The following is a 20,792-nucleotide window of genomic DNA, read 5'->3' as shown; positions in this document are numbered from 1 at the left end:
GTCTTGCCGGGCCAGAGGCCCGGGATCTTGATTTTCCTTTTGTGAATACATCGCTATGAAAAACCGCTTCAGGACGCTCTCCACCCTTGTCAAAGATGGTCGCATTCCGCTGAACTTCAAGCTTTCCGAGGTCAAGGCCATGGCGATCGTCGGGGTCGACCTGGTCGCGCTGATGAAGGATGGCAGCCGATTGCTGCTGCCCGGCCTGGCGGTGAAGATGCTGGAACGGCCCTCGCCCGAGCTGCAGTTCGACGACCAGTTGCTGTCGGGCGCGGAACTGTTCACCAAGGTCGATATCGACAGCACCACGCTCAAGGACGCCGCCGAGGCGCTGGAGGTGCCGATATCCGAACCGACCACGCAAGAGGACCAGGGCGCTGCCGATGACACGCCCGCCGTGGCGCCGGACAGCGTGGATACCGCGCCCAAGGAGGACGGCAAGGGCGCCGAGGAACCGCAGGCCTGGTACCAGGAGTACGGCTGGATGTTCGGCGTGGTCGGCCTCGTCGGCCTGGCCCTGGGACTGTCCGGCGGCAAGAAGGGCAAGGGCAAGGAAGAAGACAAGCCGGCCGCGGCGGCTCCCGCGCCGGACGCCGGAGACCATCCGGAGGCTGGCGGCGGCACGCCCGCGCCGTCGCCGGACCCTGACGGCAAGCCGGTGGTCAAGGTCACTGGCGGCATCGCGGCCGGCGTGTTCAACCATGCGCAGACCCTGTCGATCTCGCTGTACGACGGCAAGGGGCAGGCGCTGGGGCAAGGCGACCTGGTGCTGGGGCCCGGCGGCCAGGTGCTGTCCTACCGCGCCGAACTGCCGAACGACTACGTCGGCCTGGTGCGGGTCGTGGTGTCCGACAGAGTGCGCGACAGCCAGGGCTACATCGACGAGTATCGCCAGGCACTGGCGCTGACGCAGGGAATGACGCCGGCGCAGGCGGAGCAGTTCGCCGCCACGGATTTCCCGACCTTGAGCGCCATCGGCTACCGGGCCGAGGGGCAGACCGAACTGTCGATTTCGGTGACGCCGCTGACCGAACTCGTCACGCGGCTGGTGGGCGCGCCGACCGATCCGACCGCGCCGCTGGACGGGGTGTCGGTCGAGCAGGTCAATGCGATGGCGGCCGCGGTGGCCAAGCTCATGACGCAGTTCACCAGCGATGCGCACCTCGTCGACATCCTGGGGCCCGTCGTGGCCATCAATGCCGACACCTTCGCGCAGGCGTCGGTGGACGCCCAGGCGTATGGCAAGGTGCTGGCGGCCCTGGCGGGCATGGATTCGGTTTCGGGGGCGCTGGCGAATACCCTGCAACTGTTGGCCCGCGGCGTGTCGCCGGATGCCGACGGCGCGTTGCGGATCGCGCCGACGGTCGAAGGCGCAGTCCTGCTGGCGGCCATGCAGGAAGCCAATGCGCTGCTCGGCAAGCTCGTCGATCCCGCCTTGTTCGATACCTTCACGTTGCCGCAGATGCCGTGGGCGATGATGTCGGCGACGTTCACGGATGCCGGCGATTCCCCCAGCCCCACGCTCGACGCGCTGGGCAAGGATGCGCAGCCGTCGGTGACCGTGTCATGGACCGGCAGCGCCGACCGTATCAGCGCCGGCCAGCGGGTCGAGCTGCATCTGATGGATGGCAGCACGGTCCTGTCGCGACCGTTGACGCCGGACGAGGTGGCGGCCGGCAGCGTGGTGCTGGGCAGTGGCGACTACGGCTCGAACACATTGGGCGAGGACGGCGCCAAGCGATTGTTCGCGGTGATCGTCGACGACAAGGGCGAGCTGGTCGCGCGCTCCGAACTGCGGACCTACGGGCTGGTCGGCGTGGAGGTCGATGAGATCGCCGGCCTGAGCGCCGATACCGGCGTTTCGCCCAGCGACTTCATCACCAATCAGCCGGTGCAGGCCGTGTCCGGCCATTATCTGGGCACATTGGGGCCCAACACGCACATCGAGATATCGGCCGATGGCGGCAAGACCTGGGTCGGGGCCCAGGCCAAGCCGGCGGCCGATGGCGCGAGCGGCGGCACCTGGGTTTCCGATTTCCTGCGGCTGGACGGCGCGGGCGAGGACGCGCGGCTGTTGACGCGGGTGGCGGTGACCGGCGTCAACGGCGAGCAGCCGTTGACGCTGTCCGGGGCCTCGCACGCCTTCGTGCTGGACGTCACGCCGCCGGACGCCCGCGTGGCGTCCATCGACAGCATCAGCACGCCATTCGTCGGGGCGGCGCTGCCCGGCGGCTTCCTGTTCACGCAAGCCTCGCAGACGATCCGCGGCACGGTGCTCGGGACGGTGACCGGCGATGACCGGATCATGGTGTCGATCGATGGCGGCGCCACCTGGACCGTGGGCGAGCTGTCGGATGACGGTTCGGCATGGAGCGTCGCGGTGGGCTTCTCCAGGCACGGCACGGGCGAAATCCAGGCGCGCATCAGCGACGTGGCCGGCAACGCCACCGATACCGTGTCGCACCCTTACCAGTACACCGAGCCGGCGCTGGTCGGCATCCAGCCGACGCAGGCCGTGCGGATCGTCACGGTGGCCGACGGCGTCGGCGATCCGTCCACCGATCCTTATGATTTCGTGGGCGCGCTCGGCCCCAATATGAGCACGGACGACCGGCGGCCTTCCTTCAGCGGCACGCTCAGCGCCGCGCTGGAAGGCGACCAGGTGCTGGTGCTGGTCGATCGCCTGAACGGCGGGGTCGAGCAACTGCTGGGCTATGCCAACGTGGCGCCGCCCAACGACGGCCAGATGCCGGAGTGGTCCTTCACGCCCGTGTCGGATATGGCGTTCGGCAACCATCAAGTGGTGGTCAAGGTGTTCTCGCCGGGCTTGAACGCGTTCGCGCCAGCCTATCCCGACGGCGTCGACGCCAGTGCGCCGGATGCGCTGTCCAATTGGGGAGGCTGGGACGTCAACGTGCAGTCCGTGTCGTTCGACGGTGTGATCATTCCGGGCGTGACCTCGGTCAACCTGTTGGCGAGCAATAGCCATGTGACGGACTACACCCGTCCCATCCTGACGGGCGCGCTGGGCAGCAAGCTGGCGGCGGACGAGTACTTGGCCATCTACGATGGCATCGATGGCGGCGCACCGAAACTGATTGGCAAGGCGGAAATCCTGCCTGCCGCCGGCGGGTCGGGAGCGGCGTGGCGCTACGAATTCCATGACGACAGTCAACTGAAGGATGGCGTGCACCTGTTGCGGGCCGTGGTCGAGCGGGCCGGGCAGGGCGGAGCGCCGCAGTTCCTGCTCAGCGCGGGCGCGCCGGCGGTCGTCGTCAGCACCGAGCTGCCCGAGCAACAGGTGGTGATCGACCGGGTCATGGATGACGTGGGTGTCTACACGGGAGCGATCGCCAGCGGCGCCTCCACCGACGATACCAAGCCTTCCCTGTCCGGGACGCTGTCCGCGCCGTTGCGCCCGGGTCAAGGCCTGCTGGTCCGGGTGGAAGACGCCAATGACGCCGACCGGTTCTTTTCCTACCGCCCGGAGGTCGACGCCACGGGCCTGGCCTGGTCGCTGGAGATCAATCCCGCGCTGGCCCAGGGCAACTACCGCCTGATGGCCGGCGTGGTGAACGCGGGCGGCGCCATGGGGCCGCGGCATGCCGATTTCAACCTGCGTATCAACAACCTGACATTCAGCAACCTGGATGACGCCGCCGGACCCATCATGGGCAACGTGTTCGCCGGCGGCGAGCCGTTCCTGACCGATGACAAGACGCCGGTGCTGCGCGGCCAGCTGGCTACCGCGCTGGGCGAGGGCGAGGCGCTGCGGATCGTATCCGCGCAAGAAGGGGGGCACGAGACCCTGTTGGGCCTTGCCACGCTGACGCCGCGCGCGCAGGGCGGATTCACGTGGCAACTGGTGCTGGGGGCGTCGCAGGACGGCGGGGGCGAGTTGCCGGATGGCCATTCGACCCTGTCGGCCCGGGTGGTGGACGCGGCCAGCGGCCAGATCCGCCTGGCGGTGGATCGGGTCATCGACGTCGATGCGGGCACGCCCACCGGGCTGGCCAATATCTCCGAGGTTCGCGACCAGATTCCTGGCAACAACGGGTTCGTCGGCGCGCTGCTCGTCAATCAGAGCACCGATGATCGCCGGCCGTTGATCTCGGGCATGCTGGCGGGCGAGAAGACGCTGCCGGTGTCGCGCGCGGTACAGATCGTCGACACCGTGAAGCGGCCCGATGGCACGGTGGCCGAGAGCGTGCTGGGCCTGGCCACGCTCAACACCCAGCGCAACGACGGCAGCTGGAGCTTCACGCCGGGCGAGAGCCTGGCGCTGGGCGACCATACTTTCTCCGCCAGGATCGTCAATCGGGCCAACGGACAGCTGGGGCCGGTGGGCCAGACGTTCACGGCCAGGGAAAGCCAGGTGACCATCAACGCGGTCCAGGACAACGTCGGGGCGCTGCAGGGCAATCTGCTGGATGCGAAGCTGTTTCCCCAGCCGCCCTATACCGACGACGTGCGCCCGCAGTTGTCGGGCAAGCTGGGCATGCCGCTGGGGCCGAACGAGCGCGTCTCGGTCTACGACTCGGCCGATGGCGGCCCCGTGACGCTGTTGGGCGTGGCGGCGGTGGCGGGCACTTCCTGGACCTTCCGTCCCGGCGGAGGCCTGAGCAATGGCGCGCACGCGTTCCAGGTCCGGGTCGAACGGATCGTGGCCGGCAAGACGGCCCAGGTGCTGCTGTCGGACTCGACGCCTCCCATCACGATCGACGCCGTCGCCCTGCCGGTGACGCAGTCGGTGCTGACATTGAACGTCACCGACAACCATGCCGCCGATGGGTCGCAGACGGGGCCGGTCCAGTTTCGCGCCAGCACCGATGACAGCAAGCCGGTGGTCAGCGGCACCCTGAGCGCCGCATTGAGCTCGGGCCAGCAGGTGCAGGTGTTCCTGTCGCACGCAGGCGGCGCCATGCGCAAGCTGGGCGCGGCAACCATGAATGGCGTCAACTGGACCTACACCCTGAAGGACCCGTTGCCGGACGGACTCGCGACGATCTACGCGCGGGTGGTGGCGGTCAATTCGGGACTGACCAGCAATACGCTGTTCACCTCGGTCAACGTGAACAGCATTGCGCTGTCCGACGTGACCGAGCTGACCACGGGCGCCAATGTGTTGAGCCGGGATGGCCATGGCACCGGCGACAACCAGGTGATATTGCATGGCAAGCTCGCGTCGCCCCTGCTGCTGGCGCAGGAGCGGGTGACGATCTACGTCAAGGCGGAGGACGCCGCGCTGTTCACGCCGATCGGCGTGGCGACGATCGCCAAGAATGGCACCGATTGGAGTTTCAGCCTGCCAGAACGCAATGGCGCGCCGCAAGTCTGGCAGGAAGGGCGCTACGAGGTATCGGCCCGCATCGAGGAGTCCGCCACGCGCGCGGTGCGGGCGGTGACGCGAGCGGTCTTCACGGTGGACACGCAGGCTCCCCAGGAGCACGCCGAGATCACCGGCTACCAGGATCAGGTCGGGTCGCTGCAGGCCCTGGTGACGCAGACGGACGTCAGCACCGATGACGCGCGCGGCATCGTGCGCGGCACGCTCGACAAGGCGATCAACGTCGATACCCGCCGCGTGGTGTTGTACGACCGTATCGACGGTCACATGGTGCGCATGGGCGAGGCCACCCTGACGGGCACCGATTGGACTTTCCAGAGCCAGGAATCCCTGGTGCCCGGTGTCCATGCCTTCGTGGCGCGGGTCGAGAATATCGTCATGGACAAGACGGGCGACCTGTCGCCGGAATTCGCCATCCGCGTGCAGCAGGTATTCCTGGACTCCATCGTGGACCCGGCGGCGCCGGACCTCAACATCCTGTTGCCGGGGGCCAATGGCGCCTCGAAACAGGGGAAGTTCACGTTTGGCGGCCGCCTGGGCGCGCCGCTGGCGGCGGACGAGGAACTCAGGTTCACGATCGACGGCGTATTGCGCGATGAAAAGGCCACGATCGACAAGGACGGCCTGGCGTGGTCATACACGCTGCCCGATGGCGAAGCCCTCGCGGATGGCGCCCATGTCATTGCCGCGCAGGTGACGGGCCATGACGGCGCCGAACAGCGGGTGGTCTCTGCGTCGCATACGGTCTACATCGACAGCGGGACGCCCGCCGAGATCGTCACGATCAACCTGTCTCGCGACCTCTATGCGGCCGGATCCTCGTTCACGGGCGACAACGTTTCCGGGGTGTCGTCCGACGACGCGTTGCCGCTATTGAAAGGCCATGTCTCCTCGGCGTTGGCGGGGGGACGCAGTGTCGCGGTGTATGGCCGCCTGCCTGGACAAGTTGATCCGGTGTTCCTGGGGTTCGCCACCGTGGAGACGAACGCCGACTGGACGTTCCAGGTCGATCGGGAACTGCCCTTCGGCGACACGGCGTTCACCGCCCGCGTGGTCAACCGGGCGGATCCGCTGTCCCTGCGCGGCCCGGCCTCGGCGGAATTCATCGTGCACCAGCAGTCCCTGAGCATCACGGCGTTGATCGACGGCCACGGGGATGCGCGGGGAGATCTGTTCTCGCTGCAATCCATCGCGCCGGCGGGAGAGGGGGCCGTCCTGCGCACCGATGATCCACGCCCGACCTTGATCGGCCGCCTGGCCGTGCCGCTCAAGGACGGCGAGACGGTGACGATCTTCCAGGGCAACACCAAGCTGCTTGGCGTGGCGCAGGTGGATGCCGACGGGGTCTCGTGGTCGTTCAGGCCACAGGCGGATGTGGCGGCGGGCCCCCAGCGCTTCAGCGCCGTGCTGCTGACGGCCGACGGTATTGCTCGGGTGTCGGCGCAGACCCCGGAAATCGTGGTATCGGTGTTGCAGCCCGGCCATGCCGTGGCCATTACCTCGGTGCTGGACGCGAACAACCTGCTCGGTTCGTGGGATCAGACCACGCTCGGGAAGGCGATGCCGGCGAGCAATGTGCTGGCGACGGCGGTGCTGGACGACGCGCGTCCGCGCCTGTCCGGCACCTTGGCGAAGGCGTTGAACGCCACCGAGGTGCTGCAGGTCTATGCCGTGAACGGCAGCGGCACCCAGTTGCTGGGCACCGCCACGACCTCCGGCCTGACCTGGTCGTTGCAGCCCACGGTTTCGCTGCCCGCCGGCGTGAGCCAACTGCGCGCGGCCATCGAGAACAAGGCGGATGGCGCCGGCGCGGTGTTGTCGGATCCGGTCGATGTCAATGTGCTGTCTCTTTCCCCGGTATCGGTGGAAGGCCTGTCGACGCAGGGGGCGGTCGACACGTTGCGTCCAACCTTGCGGGCCAGGGTGAACACGGACAGCACGAAGGATCTGTCGGTGCGGGTGCTGGTCGATGGGGCCGTGGTTGGCGAGACGGCGGTCGGCACGGACGGCGCGTGGACATTCCAGCCGCCCGCCGACCTGACGACGGGCGTGCACCGGGTCGAATACGTGTTGCTCAACGGCGGCACGCCGGTCCAGGCGGTCCAGGGCCTGGCGCCCGTGAGCTTCGTGGTGAGCGGCGCCGAAGCCCCCACGTTTGCCGTCGCCTTGACGACGGGCGCCGCGCCCATTTTCACCGACCAAGGCTTGACGCTGCTGAGCGGCACGATCACCGAGGTGATGGCCCCGGGCATGGGCATCATGGTTTCGGTCGATGGCAAGGACGCGGGGCTGGCCGGGGTCGATGCCTCGGGTACCCATTGGTCCTATACGTTGTGGGCGCCGCCGCCGGGCGCGCATGAGGTGGCCGCCAGGCCGGTCAACCTGGCGACGCTGGCGACGGCCGCGGGCGCGGAGGCGAAGACGATCGTCTACCAGAACGCAATCACGATCGAAGCGCCTGTCGGCGGCCTGGCCTTGTCGGATGGCGGGTTGGTGGCGTTGATGAGCGACAGCGGCGTGACGGTGTCCGGCAAGCTGGCGAGCGCGCTGCCTGAGGGGGCCGTGCTGCAGGTGCGGCGCGATGGCGTGGCGCTGGGAACCGCCACAGTCAACGGCCTGGAATGGCGCTATTCGCTGGTGTCCGCCGATCAGGCGGCGGGGGCTCATCAGTACAGCGTGGTGGCACTGCCGCCGGGCGCGGATGCCGGGGATGCCAGCGTGGTGTCCGCATTGTCGGTGCAGGCAGCGCTGACGCTGGTGGAGGCCGGAAGCGGGCCGAGTCCGTCCTTGTTCGCATCGATCACCGGGTTGATCGACAATCCAAGGCCGGCCGTGTTGAACGCCAACGCGACCATCGAGGGTCAGTTCCCGATATTGCGTGGCACCGTCAGCGGCGCCCTGGGGGGGCAGGATCAGATCGTGGTGTTCGGACAGGCGTTCGGCGCCGAGCGGGTGCGGCTGGGCGTGGCGCGGATGCTGAACGATACGACCTGGGAGTTCCAGATAAGCAAGGCCCTGCCGCAGGGAATCTATACGCTGATCGCGATGCCCGAGAACCGCTTGACGGGGATCGTCAACGACATCGCCGAGGCGACGGCCAACCTCCAGATCCAGCATGTCGCCATCACCGAGCTGGATGACCAGACGGGGGTGTTGAGGGGCAACGTGCTGGATCAAGACCGCCCCCTTACCGATGACGCCACCCCGCTCATCAAAGGCACGCTGAGCGCGCCGCTGCGCGGCAGCGAGCAATACCTGCGCGTGTCGGATACCTTGAATGGCGTCACCACCGAGCTGGGCCAGGCCCAGATCGACAAGTCCGATCCGCTGAAATGGTACTTCCAGCCGGCATCGCCACTGGCGGACGGCCAGCACGTCCTGTCGGTGGAAGTCGTGGTGGCGGCCAACAACGCCAAGGTCGAGGCCGGGAACAGCGTGTCCTTCGTCAAGGACAGCAGCACGCCCAGCCAGACCGCGACGATCAACACGGTGCGCGACGATGATGGTCCGGTGGTCGGCAATGTGCCGGTCGACGGGGCTATCGACTATCGGCGCCCGCTGGTGTCCGGCACGCTCAGCGCGGCGTTGTCGAACGCGCAGGTCTTGCGCGTCTGGCAGGACGACGGCAAAGGCAACGCCAGCTACCTGGGCGACGCCACGGTCAAGGGAACCGCCTGGCAATGGCGCAGCGACGTGGACATGGCGTTCGGCATCGTCAACCTGTTCGCGACGGTGGACAATGCGGCGAAGGTGGGGCCGGTCTATCCCGCGCCGGAGGGCGCGGTTCGTGGCATGCCGTCGCCTACCTTCAGCTTTCACCTGCAAGGGTTGGATGGCATCCAGGCCCGAAATTCCGCGGATGACGTCGTGGCGCAGAACACCGGCGAACGACAGTTCACGATCAGCGGCACGCTGGCCGCGCCGCTGACCAGCGATGAATATGTGGAAGTCAGCGATGGCGCCCAGGTCCTGGGACGCGCCACCGTCGAACAACAACAGTGGCATTTCGATATCGTGGTGCCGCTGGGCAACGGCCTGCATGACTTCAAGATCTCGATCGGCGGGGCCGGCAACAGCCCCAAGACGCCGCTGGTGTTCGAGTCTTTGCGGATCAATGTGCACGAAGCCGTGCCAGACCCCCTTCAGGCGGGGTTGGTCGAGGCCGTGATCGTCCTGCCGGCCGGGCAGGTGCTGTCGCCGGGTAGCCGCTTCGATACGCTCGTCGGTCAAAGTGTCCGGCCCGGCCAGAGCCTGGATGGCAAGCGCGTCGGGATCTTCGGCACGCTGGCGCGGGCGCCCCGTGCCGGCGACCAGGTGCAGGTCTTCGACAACGACGCGCTGCTGGGCGTCGCCGCGGTTGCCGGCACGCGCTGGCGCTTCAACGCGCCGCCATTGTCCGACGGCGAACATCGCTTCTCGCTTCGCATCAATGAACAGCCGGTGCCGGTGTCGGACCCGGTCCATGCCGCCGCCTATCCGGTCCTGGTGCTGGGCGAGGACGCCATCCGGATCGATGCGCTGAGCAGCCGCACCGATCCCGCGCAAGCCTTGGGCGGGTCGCTGTCCCACGCGCTGGGGCTGGACGAGGTCCTGGGCGTGTACCGCACGCTGAATGGCGAAACCGTGCGGCTGGGCGACGCAGCGGTGCAGGGCAGCGCGGACAAGGACGGCCGCTTCGCCTGGTCGTTCACCCCGGGCGCTTCGCTGGGCCTCGGCGTGGGCGCCCAGACCCTGAGCGTGCAGGTGGAAGGCCCCACGCATACGCGCGTCGCCGCGGCGCAGGCGCAGCCGGTGGTCATCGAGGAGGCCGCCATCGCCACGACCGCGACGATATTGTCCGTGTCGACGCCTCAACCCACCGGATTGTCCAGCGTTGTATCCGGCGCGACGATCGCCAGCGCCGCGCTGGTGGTGGGGGGCGCACTGGACCGTGGCCTGCTGGGCAGCGAGCGGGTCGCCCTGTATGACGGCGATACCCGGGTGGGCTACGCCAGCGTCGATGGCAATGGCCGCAACTGGACCTACGTATCGACAGGGCTGGGCAATGGCGTGCATTCCCTGACCGCGGTGGTGGAGAACGACCCGGGCATCAAGGGGCCGTCTTCACATCCGTTCGCGCTGACCATTGCCGCCCTTGCGCCGGGCCAGGTTGTCACGCCGGTCAGCGTCCAGGTGGTCGGGGGCGCGGGGCTGGGCAGCGCGGTGCAACTCGATACCGAAGGATTCTCGGTGTTCGTCTGGAACATGGGGCGCGGGCAGGCGTCCGACATCGCAAACATCTGGGCCACCAGCACCGCCAATCCGACCGGCCAGGGACAGGTGCCCGCGCTCAACTTCGGCGTGTACAACAGCGCCCTGGTGCCGGGTGTGCCGTACTCGGCCATCGCCAACTACGTTGGAAGCGGCTGGTTCCACGTCAGCCCCGAGCAGGCCGGCATCTGGACCTTCCGATCACCGGTGGTGGACGATTTCGAGATCGTCAGCGTTGATGGCGAGCGGGTGATGGTCGGGCGCAGGTACCTGCCCGCTGGCATCCAGGGCGATATCAGCCTGGATGCGGGCTGGCACTACCTGCGGGTCGATACGGGCAACACGGGCGGGGCGGGGTACTTGACGATGCAATGGCGCCGCCCCGGGGAGACCCAGTTCAGCGTGGTCCGCGATGCGCAGACCGGGCCGGCCGAGAAGGCGGTGGCGCTGGGGGCGACCGCCACCATACACGACTTGAAGCTGGCCTATACCCTGAGCGCGCCCCTGGGCAAGGACGAGACGTTGCAGGTGATGGACTTGACGGCGCATCGAACGGCAGAGGGGCTGCGCGTGCAGTTCTGGAACCTGCCCGAGGACGCGAACCGCAGCCTGCAGGACGGATTGGCGCTGACCTCGACGGTGGCGCCGGTGGTGTCCCGCATGGCCGACAGCCTGCCCTACGATTGGCAGCACGCGTTCGACAGCGGCGTGAAGATGTCCGCGGCGTCGCTGATCGGGCGGGCGACGGGCTGGTTCCAGGTCGCGCAGGCCGAGGCCGGCACCTGGCTGTTTCGCACTACGACCCGGGACGACCAGGTGCAGCTCAAGGTCGACGGCTACACCCTGCTGTCGCCGGACCAGGGACAGCCCCATGCGCAGTATGCCTCGATGCACCTGGAGGCGGGATGGCACTACCTGGATTCCACGCTGTTCCAGCAGGCCGTTCTCAAGGACGACTGGCACGTCAGTGTCGTCAAGCCCGGAGAGACCGCCTTCGCGCCGTTGACTGGATTCGCGCAGTTTGAATCCGCCGTACTGGGCAACGCGATCAATGAGGCAACGGACCCCACCGCTTTCACCTTCCAGGCCACGGTCGACGACGGCCAGAGCCATACCCTGCTGGCGACCGTGACCCAGGCGGGCGCAGCGGCGGCCGATCCGATGACGCATGGCGAATCTGGCATGGTGTTCCTGGCCAACGGCGCCTTTGGCATCGTCGACAAGAAGGTCGACGTCATCGGCGACGGGCAGTTGATCGATTTCGCGCGCAAGCACGGCACGGTCAACGTGGTGGACCTGGATGCCGACAAGGCGGTCCATGTCCAGGGCAATACCCTGGTCATGGACTCCGACGACGTGCGCCTGATGTCCGATGTCGGGTCTGCCATGTCGTTGGGCAGTGCCTTGCTGGATGCCTCGCTCCGCCAACTGGTGGTGCGCGGCGGTGAGCACGATGTGCTGCAGTTCGGCTCCCTGGGAGGCTCGTCCTATTGGGAGGAAAACGGCCAGATCGACGGATCAGATGGAAACCGCTACACGGTGTTCACCCACTCTGCCGAGCATCTGCAGGTGATCGTGGATACCCATGTCGCGCTCGACCTGAACAGCGCGCTGCATTCCAGCGCCCACCCGGTCATCTGAGAGGGCTGCCATGCATAGCGAATCTTCGGGGAATATCAACTACTGGCCGGGCTTCGTGGACGCCTTCTCCAATCTGGTGCTGGCGCTGGTCTTCGTGATCGTGATCCTGGCCATGTCGTTGGGGATGTTCAGCGGCCTCATGGCCAAGATGGCGATCCAGCGCGCGCTGATCGAGCAGCGGCTGGATGAGTCGAAGACGGTTCCGGGCTCGCCGGCGGGCAGCGCAACGAGGGGAGAGCCGGCCGGTGGCAAGGACCTTGCCGCGCAGGCGGGAACGCAGCCGGCGGACTCTGGCAGTGGCGGCCGGGCGGAGGCGGTGGACGCCGCGGATACCGCCGATGCCGCGGGCGGCGCCCATGGCGCGGGTGGCACAGCTGGACCGGGTGGCGCAGATGGCGCGAAGGCGCAGGCCTCGCAATCCGTCCAGTGGGCGTCGGGGCCGGTTGGCAATGACCTGCCGCTGGGACAGGCAGAAGGGGCTGACGGCGACGCGCCGGGCATGCCGCCGCCGGTCATGCCGGCTGCCGTTCGTGCCGTGCCGGCGTCCGGCGTTGATACCGGTGCCGGGGTCGGGGCCGTGGTCGGCGCGGGCGAAGGCGTTGCGCGGGATGAAACGACCCGGGGGCAGGATGAGCGTGCCGCCGCGTCCGCCGGCACGTCGGCGGACGCGCTGGAGCATGCGACGTTGCGCCGGGAAAACGATGCCCTGCGGCAGGAACTGGCTGCTCTGCGTAAGAAGCAGGCCGCGCTGGCGCAAAGAGCGGCGGGCGCCGGTCCCGGCGGCGGGTCGGCGGCCTCGGGTGGCAACGCCGCGGATGGCCATGCGGCGGGTAGCGCCGCGGCTGCGGGGGGCCATCCGAAGTCGGCTGACAAGTTCGGGCCGACGATGCCGGAAGACGACCACAGTTTCCGCCAGCGGATCGAGGACGATCTGCAACGCACGCTCAAGGACTTCGAGGCCCGGCGCGACAGCGGCGTCAGCATCGACGTGGTGATCTATGTGCCGAACTATGCGCTGACCGAAAACAAGCGCACGGCTTTGTTCTATCTCATTTCTATCAAGGACTATTTGATGAAGCGGAAAGTGGCGCCCGGGCAGATCCGGATGCACATGGCCCCGGCGTCCGCCGGGCAGAAAGACATGACGGTCTCCATGTCCGTCGAGCCTTGAGGAGCCGATCATGATGCGTTCCCGATCGATACGCTGGCAGGTGGCGAAGGTCTTGTCTCCGCTGATCTGCGCGTTGGTGGCGTCGGCCATCTGGCCCGATCTGATCAAGTTGGCGCTGGGGTCCGGCCATGCCATCACCTTCGTGATCCTGACGGGTATCGCGGTGGGCACCATACTCATCGTCTACCAGAGCCTGCGGGTCAACAAGCGATGGGACGCCTTGAGGCAGTTCGTCGCCGCGGTCGAGGGCCAGGGCAGGGACTGGCGCACGCTGCCGTATGTCCAGACCACCCTGGGCAAGGTGCTGCTGCGCCAGGAAATGCTCGCGCTGGGCCAGGAGGCCCTGGAAAAAGACGTGCAGGATCTGCGGGTGCGGGTCTATCAGGCCCAGATATTGCCGGATTTCCTGGTCGGCCTGATGGTGGCGCTGGGCCTGGTCGGCACGTTCATCGGCCTGATCTATACCCTGGGCGATGTCGGCGGGATGCTGGCGGAGCTCAACACGAGCGCCGTCGACGGATCGCAGGTCGAGCAGGTCTTCGGGCGCCTGGTGGCGCAGTTGCAGAGCCCGTTGACCGCCATGGGCACCGCCTTCGCGGCATCGCTGTTCGGCCTGGTGGGGTCGATCCTGCTGGGCTTGATGATGGTGCTGTTGCGGGGACAGGTCGAGGATTACATCCGCGCCGTCCGCAAGTTCATGCTGGAATGCCTGGACGTTCGCAACCACCGCCTCAGCATCATGCCCGGCGACGTGGTGAACGAGCAGATGCTGTCGCGCCAGGTGCACCACCTGGGCGAGCTGGTCGAGCGGCTGGCACAGCGCCAGGCCGAGTCGCTGCAGTCGCACGAGGTCTTGCAGCGGCAGCTGGCGCAGGCGCGCGAACACGAGGAACGCGTGCAGGCCCAGATCGAGACGCGCTTCGAGCAGATTGGCGACTGGCAGGACGCGGCGATCGCGCAGGTGAACACGGCCAAGGCGCGCGCGACGTCGCTCGAGGAGATGTTGACGGTGCTGATCGAGCGCGGCGGCACGGTCGTCACCGCGGTGCGGGCCCTGGCCGATGCATCGGCGGAGGAATCGGCCGAGCTGCGCCGCGCCACGGGCGTGCTGGCGGACCTGGGCGAAGCGCAGAAGGCGCAGGGCCTGGTGCTGGAGCAATGCGCGCAGGGTTTGACGCAGGGGCTGGAGCAGGCGCCGCGGGTACTGGAGACACTGCAGGCCTGGAATCAGGCGGTGGGCGCCCACCAGGACGCGCGCCTGCAGGCGTTCGACGCGCAGTTGCAGGTGATCCGGGCGTTGCTGGAGCGCGCGCCGGTCGGCAGCGCCTGAACGCCGGGTTCACTCCCCCCGCGCCGCCCGCAGGCGGCGTGGATCAGAGCGGCAGCAGCGCCGTCGCCTCGATCTCCACCAGCATCCCATCCAGCGCCAGCCGCGGCACCGGAATCAGGGTGCAGGCCGGCGCCAGGTGGATGCCCCAGCGCGCCTTGATCTCCTGGGTGAAGAGGGCCAGGCGTTCCTGGGTGTGATCCACCACCAGCACGGTCAGCTTGGCGACGTCGAACAGCGTGGCGCCGGCGCCTTGCAGCGCGGTCTGGACGTTGTCGAGCGCCTGGCGCACCTGCAGCACGAAATCGGGCTGCAGTTCGCCCAGCGTGTTTTCGCCGCCCTGGCCGGCGGCGAAAATCAGCCGCGCGGGGGTGTCGGCCACTGCGACGTGCGAATAGCCATTGGGGCGGGGGTCGTACAGGCCGGGCGGGTTGATGAAGGCGAGCGAGGGCAGGGCGGGGGTGATGCGGGCAGACATGCTGGGCTCCGTGAACGAATCGTATTGCTGGAGCGCCAGTATCAAACCTCAACCGTGGTTGAGGTCAAGGCAGAAGCCCGGGCATCACTTGTCGACCAGAGCGACGGATCCGCGCCGGATCAGGACAGCGTGCGGGGCGGCATGGCTGTCAGGTCGGCCAGGCTCAGGCCGCAGCCGCGGGCGCGTTCGGCCAGGACCGCGCTGTGCTGCAGGGCCCGCTGGCTTTCGACCAGCAGCACGTCCAGCTGTTCGTCGAGGGACGACGCCATGGCCCAGGCGCGCTCGGTGAACTCGGCCGAGAAGGCGTCGGCACAGGTTTTGCAGATGGCGGCCCCGTTTCTTTCCAGCAGGGGCGCGCCTTGCGCCAGTGTCGAGAGGCAAAAATGGCAGGCGAGGGCGCGGCTCATGCGTCGTGGGCTCGTGGTCGGTTGAAGGCCGGTCGCGGGGGATGCCGCGGGGCCTGACCTACAGGACAACGGCCGATCGGGCGCAGTCTTAAATCGCCGCGGGACGGAAAGCCCGCCGTCAGGCGACGTAGGCCGGGCGCAGCGGGGCCGCGATGGCCTGCGGCGTCACGTCGATCACGGTTTCGGCGGGCAGCTTGAAGAACGCGGCGGTGGCCGCCAGGCGCTTGGCCTGGTCTTCCAGCGAAGAGGCGGCGGCCGCCGCTTCCTCGACCAGCGCGGCGTTCTGCTGGGTGACGTCGTCCATCTGCGTGACCGCGCGGTTGATCTGGTCGATGCCGATGGACTGCTCGGTCGAGGCTTCGGTGATTTCCGCCATGATCTGGGTGACGCGCTGCACCGAGTCCACGATTTCCTGCATGGTGTCGCCGGCCGCGCGGACTTGTTCGGCGCCGCTGTCGACATTGCTGGAGGATTGCTCGATCAGGTCTTTCACTTCGCGCGCGGCCTGGGCGCTGCGCTGGGCCAGGGTGCGCACTTCGCCGGCGACCACCGCGAAGCCCTTGCCCTGTTCGCCGGCGCGGGCGGCCTCGACCGCGGCGTTCAGGGCCAGGATGTTGGTCTGGAAGGCGATGCCGTCGATCACCGAGACGATCTCGGAGATGCGGCGCGAGCTTTCCGAGATGCGGGCCATGGTTTCGACCACCTGGCCGACGGCCTGGCCGCCGCGCAGGGCGACGCCGCGGCTTTCGGCGGCCAGGCTGTTGGCCTGGTGGGCGTGTTCGGTGTTCTGCTTGACCGCGGTGGCGAGCTCTTCCATCGACGCGGCGGTTTCTTCCAGCGACGCGGCCTGTTCCTCGGTCCGCGCCGACAGGTTGGTGTTGCCCGACGAGATCTCGGCGGCGCCGGTGTTGATCTCGGTGACGCTGCGGCGCACTTCGCCGACGGTGCGGGTGAGGCTTTCCTGCATGCGCTTGAGGGCGGTGAACAGCACGCCGATCTCATTGGTGGAATTGACCGCGACGCGCTGCGTCAGGTCGCCGGAGGCGATGCGGTCGAAATGCGTGGCGGCGTCCTTGAGGGGCTGCAGCACCTGGCGGCTGATGAAGCGCCAGCAACCCAGCGCCAGCGCGGCGGCCAGGGCCAGCATGATGATGGTCGACAGCTCGGCGCGTTCGTAGCGCTGGTCGGAGGCGGCGTTGATGGCGGCGCTGCGGCGCTCGGTGTGTTCGAGAAAGCCGGTCACGCGCTCGGCGAAGCGGGCGTCGGCGCTGCGGGTGTCGACGACGGCGGCGGCATAGCCTTCGGCCGACTGCTTCTGCAGGGCGGCTTCCAGCGCCTCGATGCTGCGCACGTAGGCGCTGAACACGCTGTCGAGTTCGCCCGACAGCTTCAGGCCCGCCTCGGTGTTCTTGGGCACGCGCTGGTAGACGGCGAAGCGCTTGCGCGCCTCCTGCAAGGCCTGGTTGGCCTGGTCGACGCTGCCCTGGGCCTGGCTGCCCTTGCCGGAGACGATGTCCAGGTAGGCGGCCACCAGTATCAGCCGGCTGCGCAGCAGCAGCGTCTGCGTTTCGTACAGCGGGCGGGTCTGCTCGGTGGCGACCGAGTTCAGGTCGTCCACCGCGACGTCGGCGTCCCGTGCATAGAGCCAGCCCATGCTTGTGGCGGTTGCCAGCGCCAGGACGAAGATGGCCATCACGGCCAGCAGGCCGGTGCGTATCTTCAGGTTCTTGAGCATGGTGGGGGGGGCTCCTGTGTGTGTCTTGGGGCTGACCCGTCAAAGCGTGGTCTCGGAAAATCCGGCTGACTGTAAATTTGAATTACAAATTTAACAATTGATCATTTTTCATCGAGGCATTCTGCTTTCGGCAATGCTGCCGCCGAGTCTGGCTCTCCCGCGCGTTGGCGGGCCTTGCGGCGGGGTCAGAACAGTTGTGGGGCGTCGCTGCGGATGAAGCGCAGGAAGCGGTGCGCGGCGTCCGACAGGGGGCGCGAGGCGTGGGTCTGGAACTGCAGCTGGCCGGCGTTGAGCAGCGCGTCGTTGATCGGACGGCAGATCAGCCGCCCGCTTTCCAGGTGTTCGCTGGCGGTCAGGCGGGCGCACAGCGTGACCGCGTCGCTGGCCTGGACGTAGTGATAGGCCGCGCCCGGCAGGTTCGAGGTGAAGGCCGGCGACAGCGTGACGTTGTAGAGGCTGCAGGCCATGTCCAGCACCTGCCGCAGGGCGCTGCCGCCATCCGGCAGCGCCAGCGGATAGGCCGACAGTTGCGTGATGTGCAGCGACTCGCTGGCGGCCAGCGGGTGGCCGGGGCGCATCACCGCGACGATCTCGGCGGGATGCGAGTAGATCACGGCAATGTCCTTTTCCGCCGTGTGGCTATAGGTGACGCCGATGTCGGCCTGCGCCGAGCGGACCCGTTCGGCCACCAGGCCGGCGTCGAGGATGTGCAGCTTGAAGCGGATGGTCGGGTGTTCGGCCTGGAACGCGGCGAACTTGCGCGGCAGGGCGTAGGCGGCGAAGCCGGGCGCGCCGGCGATCTTCACGGTCTGGGTGTAGCGGCCGTTCTGGCCGTCGATTTCGGCATAGGTGCGGGCGGCGTCGGCCTCGACGCGGCGCGCGTGATCGGCCAGGATGCGGCCGACTTCGGTCACCCGCATGCCCTTGGGGTGGCGCTCGAACAATTGGTTGTGCAGGCGTTGCTCCAGGCCGGCGATCTGGCGGCTGACGGCCGAGCTGACGACGTTGAGCCGCGCGGCGGCGCCATTGACGGACCCTGTGTCGACGACAGTGAGAAAGTAACGAAGCGCGGTGCTGTCGAATTGGAATCGCTTCATTGATGTGCGTGCCGTAAATCTCAATGTCGAGTCCGGGCGGCTGGCAACCGCTATGAACAGCGCGGGAGGCGGCGGTCCTTGGGGTGGCCGCGCGCCGTGCCGTCTTGTGAACGCCACGGCCAACGGCGTCGGACCACGCAAGCGAGGGTGGGTTGCGCCGCGGAAAGAGCGCTTTCCGGGAGCCCGGCGCGCTGCAATGCCAGCCCCGGGGCCTGTGGGACAGGCGATTGGGCCAGTGGTGGAATTTATTCCAGCAACACCTTTTGCCACAATCGCAAATTTATCAATATTGCATTCTAATTTCGGCAATAAGCCCTGGTACCGGGATTTGCGGGCGGGCGCGGGCCGAAGACGCAAAAAAAAGCGCACCCGCGGGTGCGCTTGAAAGCCGTGTGGAAGCGTCGGCGGCGCGTCAGTCGACCGCGAAGCCGCCCGGGCCGGCCTGGCCCAGCAATTCGCGCGCGCACTGCACCGCCTCATGCGGCGTGGCCACGGCCAGGAACGGCATGCCGAAAGCGCGCGCCATCTTCTCGCCGCGCTTGCGGATCTTGTCGAGCGCGCCGGCGTCGCGTTCGACCGCGATGAACGCGCGGCAGCGGGCCTTCAGGCGCGGCATGTTGGTGGTCTGCCAGTCGATCATGGCCTTGCGGTCGTCGTGGCTGGCCTCGGTGCGCATGTCCGGCACCACCATGACGAAGGTCTGGGGGTTGTCGACCAGCATCTCCATCTCGCGGATCCAGCTGGCGGAATAGCCGGCCGGCGCGCTGCCGTGCTTGGCGGTGACGATGGGGAAGTGGGACAGGTCGTGGAAGAAAAACTGGTCGCGGTTCATTCGAATTCTCCGATGGAAGGGGCGGGCGCGGCCTTGCGGCAGCCGCAGCCGCCGTAAAGCACCAGGCTGTAGGAGTCCAGCGCGAAACCGCGTTGCCTGGCGATATCGCGCACCAGCTGCGCCATCGCGGGGTCGCTGGACTCCTGGATCCGGCCGCAGTGGCGGCAGACCAGGTGGTCGTGGTGTCCCTTGTCATTCAACTCGTACACGTTGGAGTGCGAGTCGAGCTGAGTACGTTTGAGCACGCCGGCGTCCTCAAGTTGCGTGATGACGCGATAAACCGTGGCCAGGCCGATGCTGCTGTGTTCCGAGATGAGACTGCGGTAGATGTCCGCCGCGCTCATGTGCTGGTCCGCGTGCTGGTGGAAGATGTCCAGGATCTTCAGGCGCGGGAAGGTGGCCTTGATGCCGGCCACGCGCAGGCGGGTAGGGTCCATGTCGATTCTCCATTCCGGGGGCGATGCCCGAATGATGAGAATGATGTACATTTTCAAATGACCCCGCTAACGGGAATCCGTCAACCTGTAGCTCAAACCTGCCAACCATGCGCGTGACCGTGGTCCACAACGCCTTGCCCGATGTCCTGCTGACGCCGTTCAGCATGCGCCATCCGCGCGCGTCCAAGGGCCTGTCGGTGCCTGACCACGTGCACAACGAGGGCATGCTGGTGCTGGTGCACGAGGGCCTGGTGCTGGTGCAGTCGGGCGCCGAGGTCTGGACCGTGCTGCCGGGCAGCCTGGGCTGGATTCCGCCCGGGGTGACGCACGCCGCGCGCTGGTTCGGCGAGGCGCGCGGTTCGTTCCTGTACGTGCGGCCCGACGCCTGCGCCCGGCTGCCGGACCATTGCCGTTCGTGGCCGTCGTCGCGCCTGATCGACGCGCTGATGGAGCGCTTCACCACCAGCCCGCCCGGCGAGCTGTCCGAGGCTTATCTCGAACAGCTGTTCGAAGTGCTGCTGGTCGAGGTCAAGCAGCGCGAGCACGCCCCGGTGCTGCTGCCGATGCCGGACGATCCGCGCCTGCAGGACCTGGCCAACACGCTGCTGGGCACGCCCGACGACCCCTCCGGCATCGACGAATGGGCGCAGCGGCTGAACATGTCGACGCGCACCCTGATGCGACGTTTCCGCCAGGAGACCGGCGTCACGCTGGGCCAGTGGCGCCAGCAGGCGCGCCTGCTGCGCGGCCTGGAAATGCTGTGCCGTGGCGGTTCGGTCACGGAAGCCGCGCTGTCGGTCGGCTACGAGAGCACCAGCGCCTTCATCGGCAACTTCCGCGCCGCCTTCGGCATGACGCCCACGCGCTACCTGGCGGGCCGGGAATAAGTCTTCGACGGGCCGCCGGCCGGTCCGGGGCCGCGTGGCGGCAGGCCGCCAACACCCGTCGCCGGCCGCGCCGTCCAGCCCTGGCCAGCCTTTACGGATCTTCACTTTTTCCCGACAGATTTGCGGATCTTCGCGGATGCCCTTTGCCTACCATGGCGGCAGGGTAGGACAGGTCTTCTCGTC

Annotated in this window: 10 protein-coding genes; 4 read left to right on the top strand and 6 right to left on the bottom strand. The window is 67.7% G+C overall.

What is annotated here, in order from left to right; genetic code table 11:
* The first annotated feature begins 55 nt into the window (after nucleotides 1–55).
* The 3 genes from I6I07_RS02560 to I6I07_RS02550 are packed head-to-tail and all read left to right on the top strand — an operon-like array spanning nucleotide 56 to nucleotide 14,739.
* Entirely contained in the window at nucleotides 56–12,238 is a 12,183-nt protein-coding gene (locus I6I07_RS02560) for a hypothetical protein (RefSeq protein ID WP_198485588.1), read from the top strand.
* Nucleotides 12,239–12,248: 10 nt separating this feature from the next.
* Nucleotides 12,249–13,409, top strand: a complete 1,161-nt coding sequence (locus I6I07_RS02555) for a hypothetical protein (protein WP_198485587.1) — start codon at nucleotides 12,249–12,251, stop codon at nucleotides 13,407–13,409.
* A 10-nt stretch (nucleotides 13,410–13,419) separates the two neighbouring features.
* A complete protein-coding gene (locus tag I6I07_RS02550; protein ID WP_198485586.1) occupies nucleotides 13,420–14,739 on the top strand; it encodes a hypothetical protein in 1,320 nt (439 codons plus the stop codon).
* 43 nt (nucleotides 14,740–14,782) lie between these two features.
* Here I6I07_RS02550 and I6I07_RS02545 read toward each other — a convergent pair whose 3' ends face one another.
* The 6 genes from I6I07_RS02545 to I6I07_RS02520 form a co-directional block, all read right to left on the bottom strand.
* Nucleotides 14,783–15,214, bottom strand: a complete 432-nt coding sequence (locus tag I6I07_RS02545; RefSeq protein WP_061072409.1) for a RidA family protein — start codon at nucleotides 15,212–15,214, stop codon at nucleotides 14,783–14,785.
* Between the two features lie 119 nt (nucleotides 15,215–15,333).
* Complete coding sequence (locus tag I6I07_RS02540) at nucleotides 15,334–15,621, bottom strand: MSHA biogenesis protein MshH (RefSeq protein WP_198485585.1); 288 nt, start codon at nucleotides 15,619–15,621, stop codon at nucleotides 15,334–15,336.
* A gap of 118 nt (nucleotides 15,622–15,739) precedes the next feature.
* Entirely contained in the window at nucleotides 15,740–17,356 is a 1,617-nt protein-coding gene (locus I6I07_RS02535; protein WP_198485584.1) for a methyl-accepting chemotaxis protein, read from the bottom strand.
* Nucleotides 17,357–17,541: 185 nt separating this feature from the next.
* Complete coding sequence (locus I6I07_RS02530) at nucleotides 17,542–18,453, bottom strand: LysR family transcriptional regulator (RefSeq protein ID WP_198485583.1); 912 nt, start codon at nucleotides 18,451–18,453, stop codon at nucleotides 17,542–17,544.
* A 412-nt stretch (nucleotides 18,454–18,865) separates the two neighbouring features.
* Entirely contained in the window at nucleotides 18,866–19,285 is a 420-nt protein-coding gene (locus I6I07_RS02525) for a hypothetical protein (protein WP_198485582.1), read from the bottom strand.
* Nucleotides 19,282–19,722 (bottom strand): transcriptional repressor, encoded by a 441-nt coding sequence (locus I6I07_RS02520; RefSeq protein WP_198485581.1) that lies wholly within the window; start codon nucleotides 19,720–19,722, stop codon nucleotides 19,282–19,284. Before I6I07_RS02520 ends, I6I07_RS02525 begins: the two co-directional genes overlap by 4 nt.
* A gap of 107 nt (nucleotides 19,723–19,829) precedes the next feature.
* On the opposite strand from I6I07_RS02520, the gene I6I07_RS02515 reads away from it, so the two are divergent.
* Entirely contained in the window at nucleotides 19,830–20,609 is a 780-nt protein-coding gene (locus I6I07_RS02515) for a helix-turn-helix domain-containing protein (RefSeq protein ID WP_006392995.1), read from the top strand.
* Nucleotides 20,610–20,792 lie beyond the last annotated feature (183 nt).

It is taken from the genome of Achromobacter deleyi (assembly GCF_016127315.1).
Classification (GTDB): Bacteria; Pseudomonadota; Gammaproteobacteria; order Burkholderiales; family Burkholderiaceae_B; genus Achromobacter; species Achromobacter insuavis_A.
This window is presented reverse-complemented; position numbering and strand designations above follow the sequence as displayed.

What these genes read in the sequence shown, in the direction of transcription:
- I6I07_RS02560 (WP_198485588.1), top strand. Translation starts at nt 56, where the DNA reads ATGAAAAACCGCTTCAGGACGCTCTCCACCCTTGTCAAAGATGGTCGC.
- I6I07_RS02555 (WP_198485587.1), top strand. Translation starts at nt 12,249, where the DNA reads ATGCATAGCGAATCTTCGGGGAATATCAACTACTGGCCGGGCTTCGTG.
- I6I07_RS02550 (WP_198485586.1), top strand. Translation starts at nt 13,420, where the DNA reads ATGATGCGTTCCCGATCGATACGCTGGCAGGTGGCGAAGGTCTTGTCT.
- I6I07_RS02545 (WP_061072409.1), bottom strand. Translation starts at nt 15,214, where the DNA reads ATGTCTGCCCGCATCACCCCCGCCCTGCCCTCGCTCGCCTTCATCAAC.
- I6I07_RS02540 (WP_198485585.1), bottom strand. Translation starts at nt 15,621, where the DNA reads ATGAGCCGCGCCCTCGCCTGCCATTTTTGCCTCTCGACACTGGCGCAA.
- I6I07_RS02535 (WP_198485584.1), bottom strand. Translation starts at nt 17,356, where the DNA reads ATGCTCAAGAACCTGAAGATACGCACCGGCCTGCTGGCCGTGATGGCC.
- I6I07_RS02530 (WP_198485583.1), bottom strand. Translation starts at nt 18,453, where the DNA reads ATGAAGCGATTCCAATTCGACAGCACCGCGCTTCGTTACTTTCTCACT.
- I6I07_RS02525 (WP_198485582.1), bottom strand. Translation starts at nt 19,285, where the DNA reads ATGAACCGCGACCAGTTTTTCTTCCACGACCTGTCCCACTTCCCCATC.
- I6I07_RS02520 (WP_198485581.1), bottom strand. Translation starts at nt 19,722, where the DNA reads ATGGACCCTACCCGCCTGCGCGTGGCCGGCATCAAGGCCACCTTCCCG.
- I6I07_RS02515 (WP_006392995.1), top strand. Translation starts at nt 19,830, where the DNA reads ATGCGCGTGACCGTGGTCCACAACGCCTTGCCCGATGTCCTGCTGACG.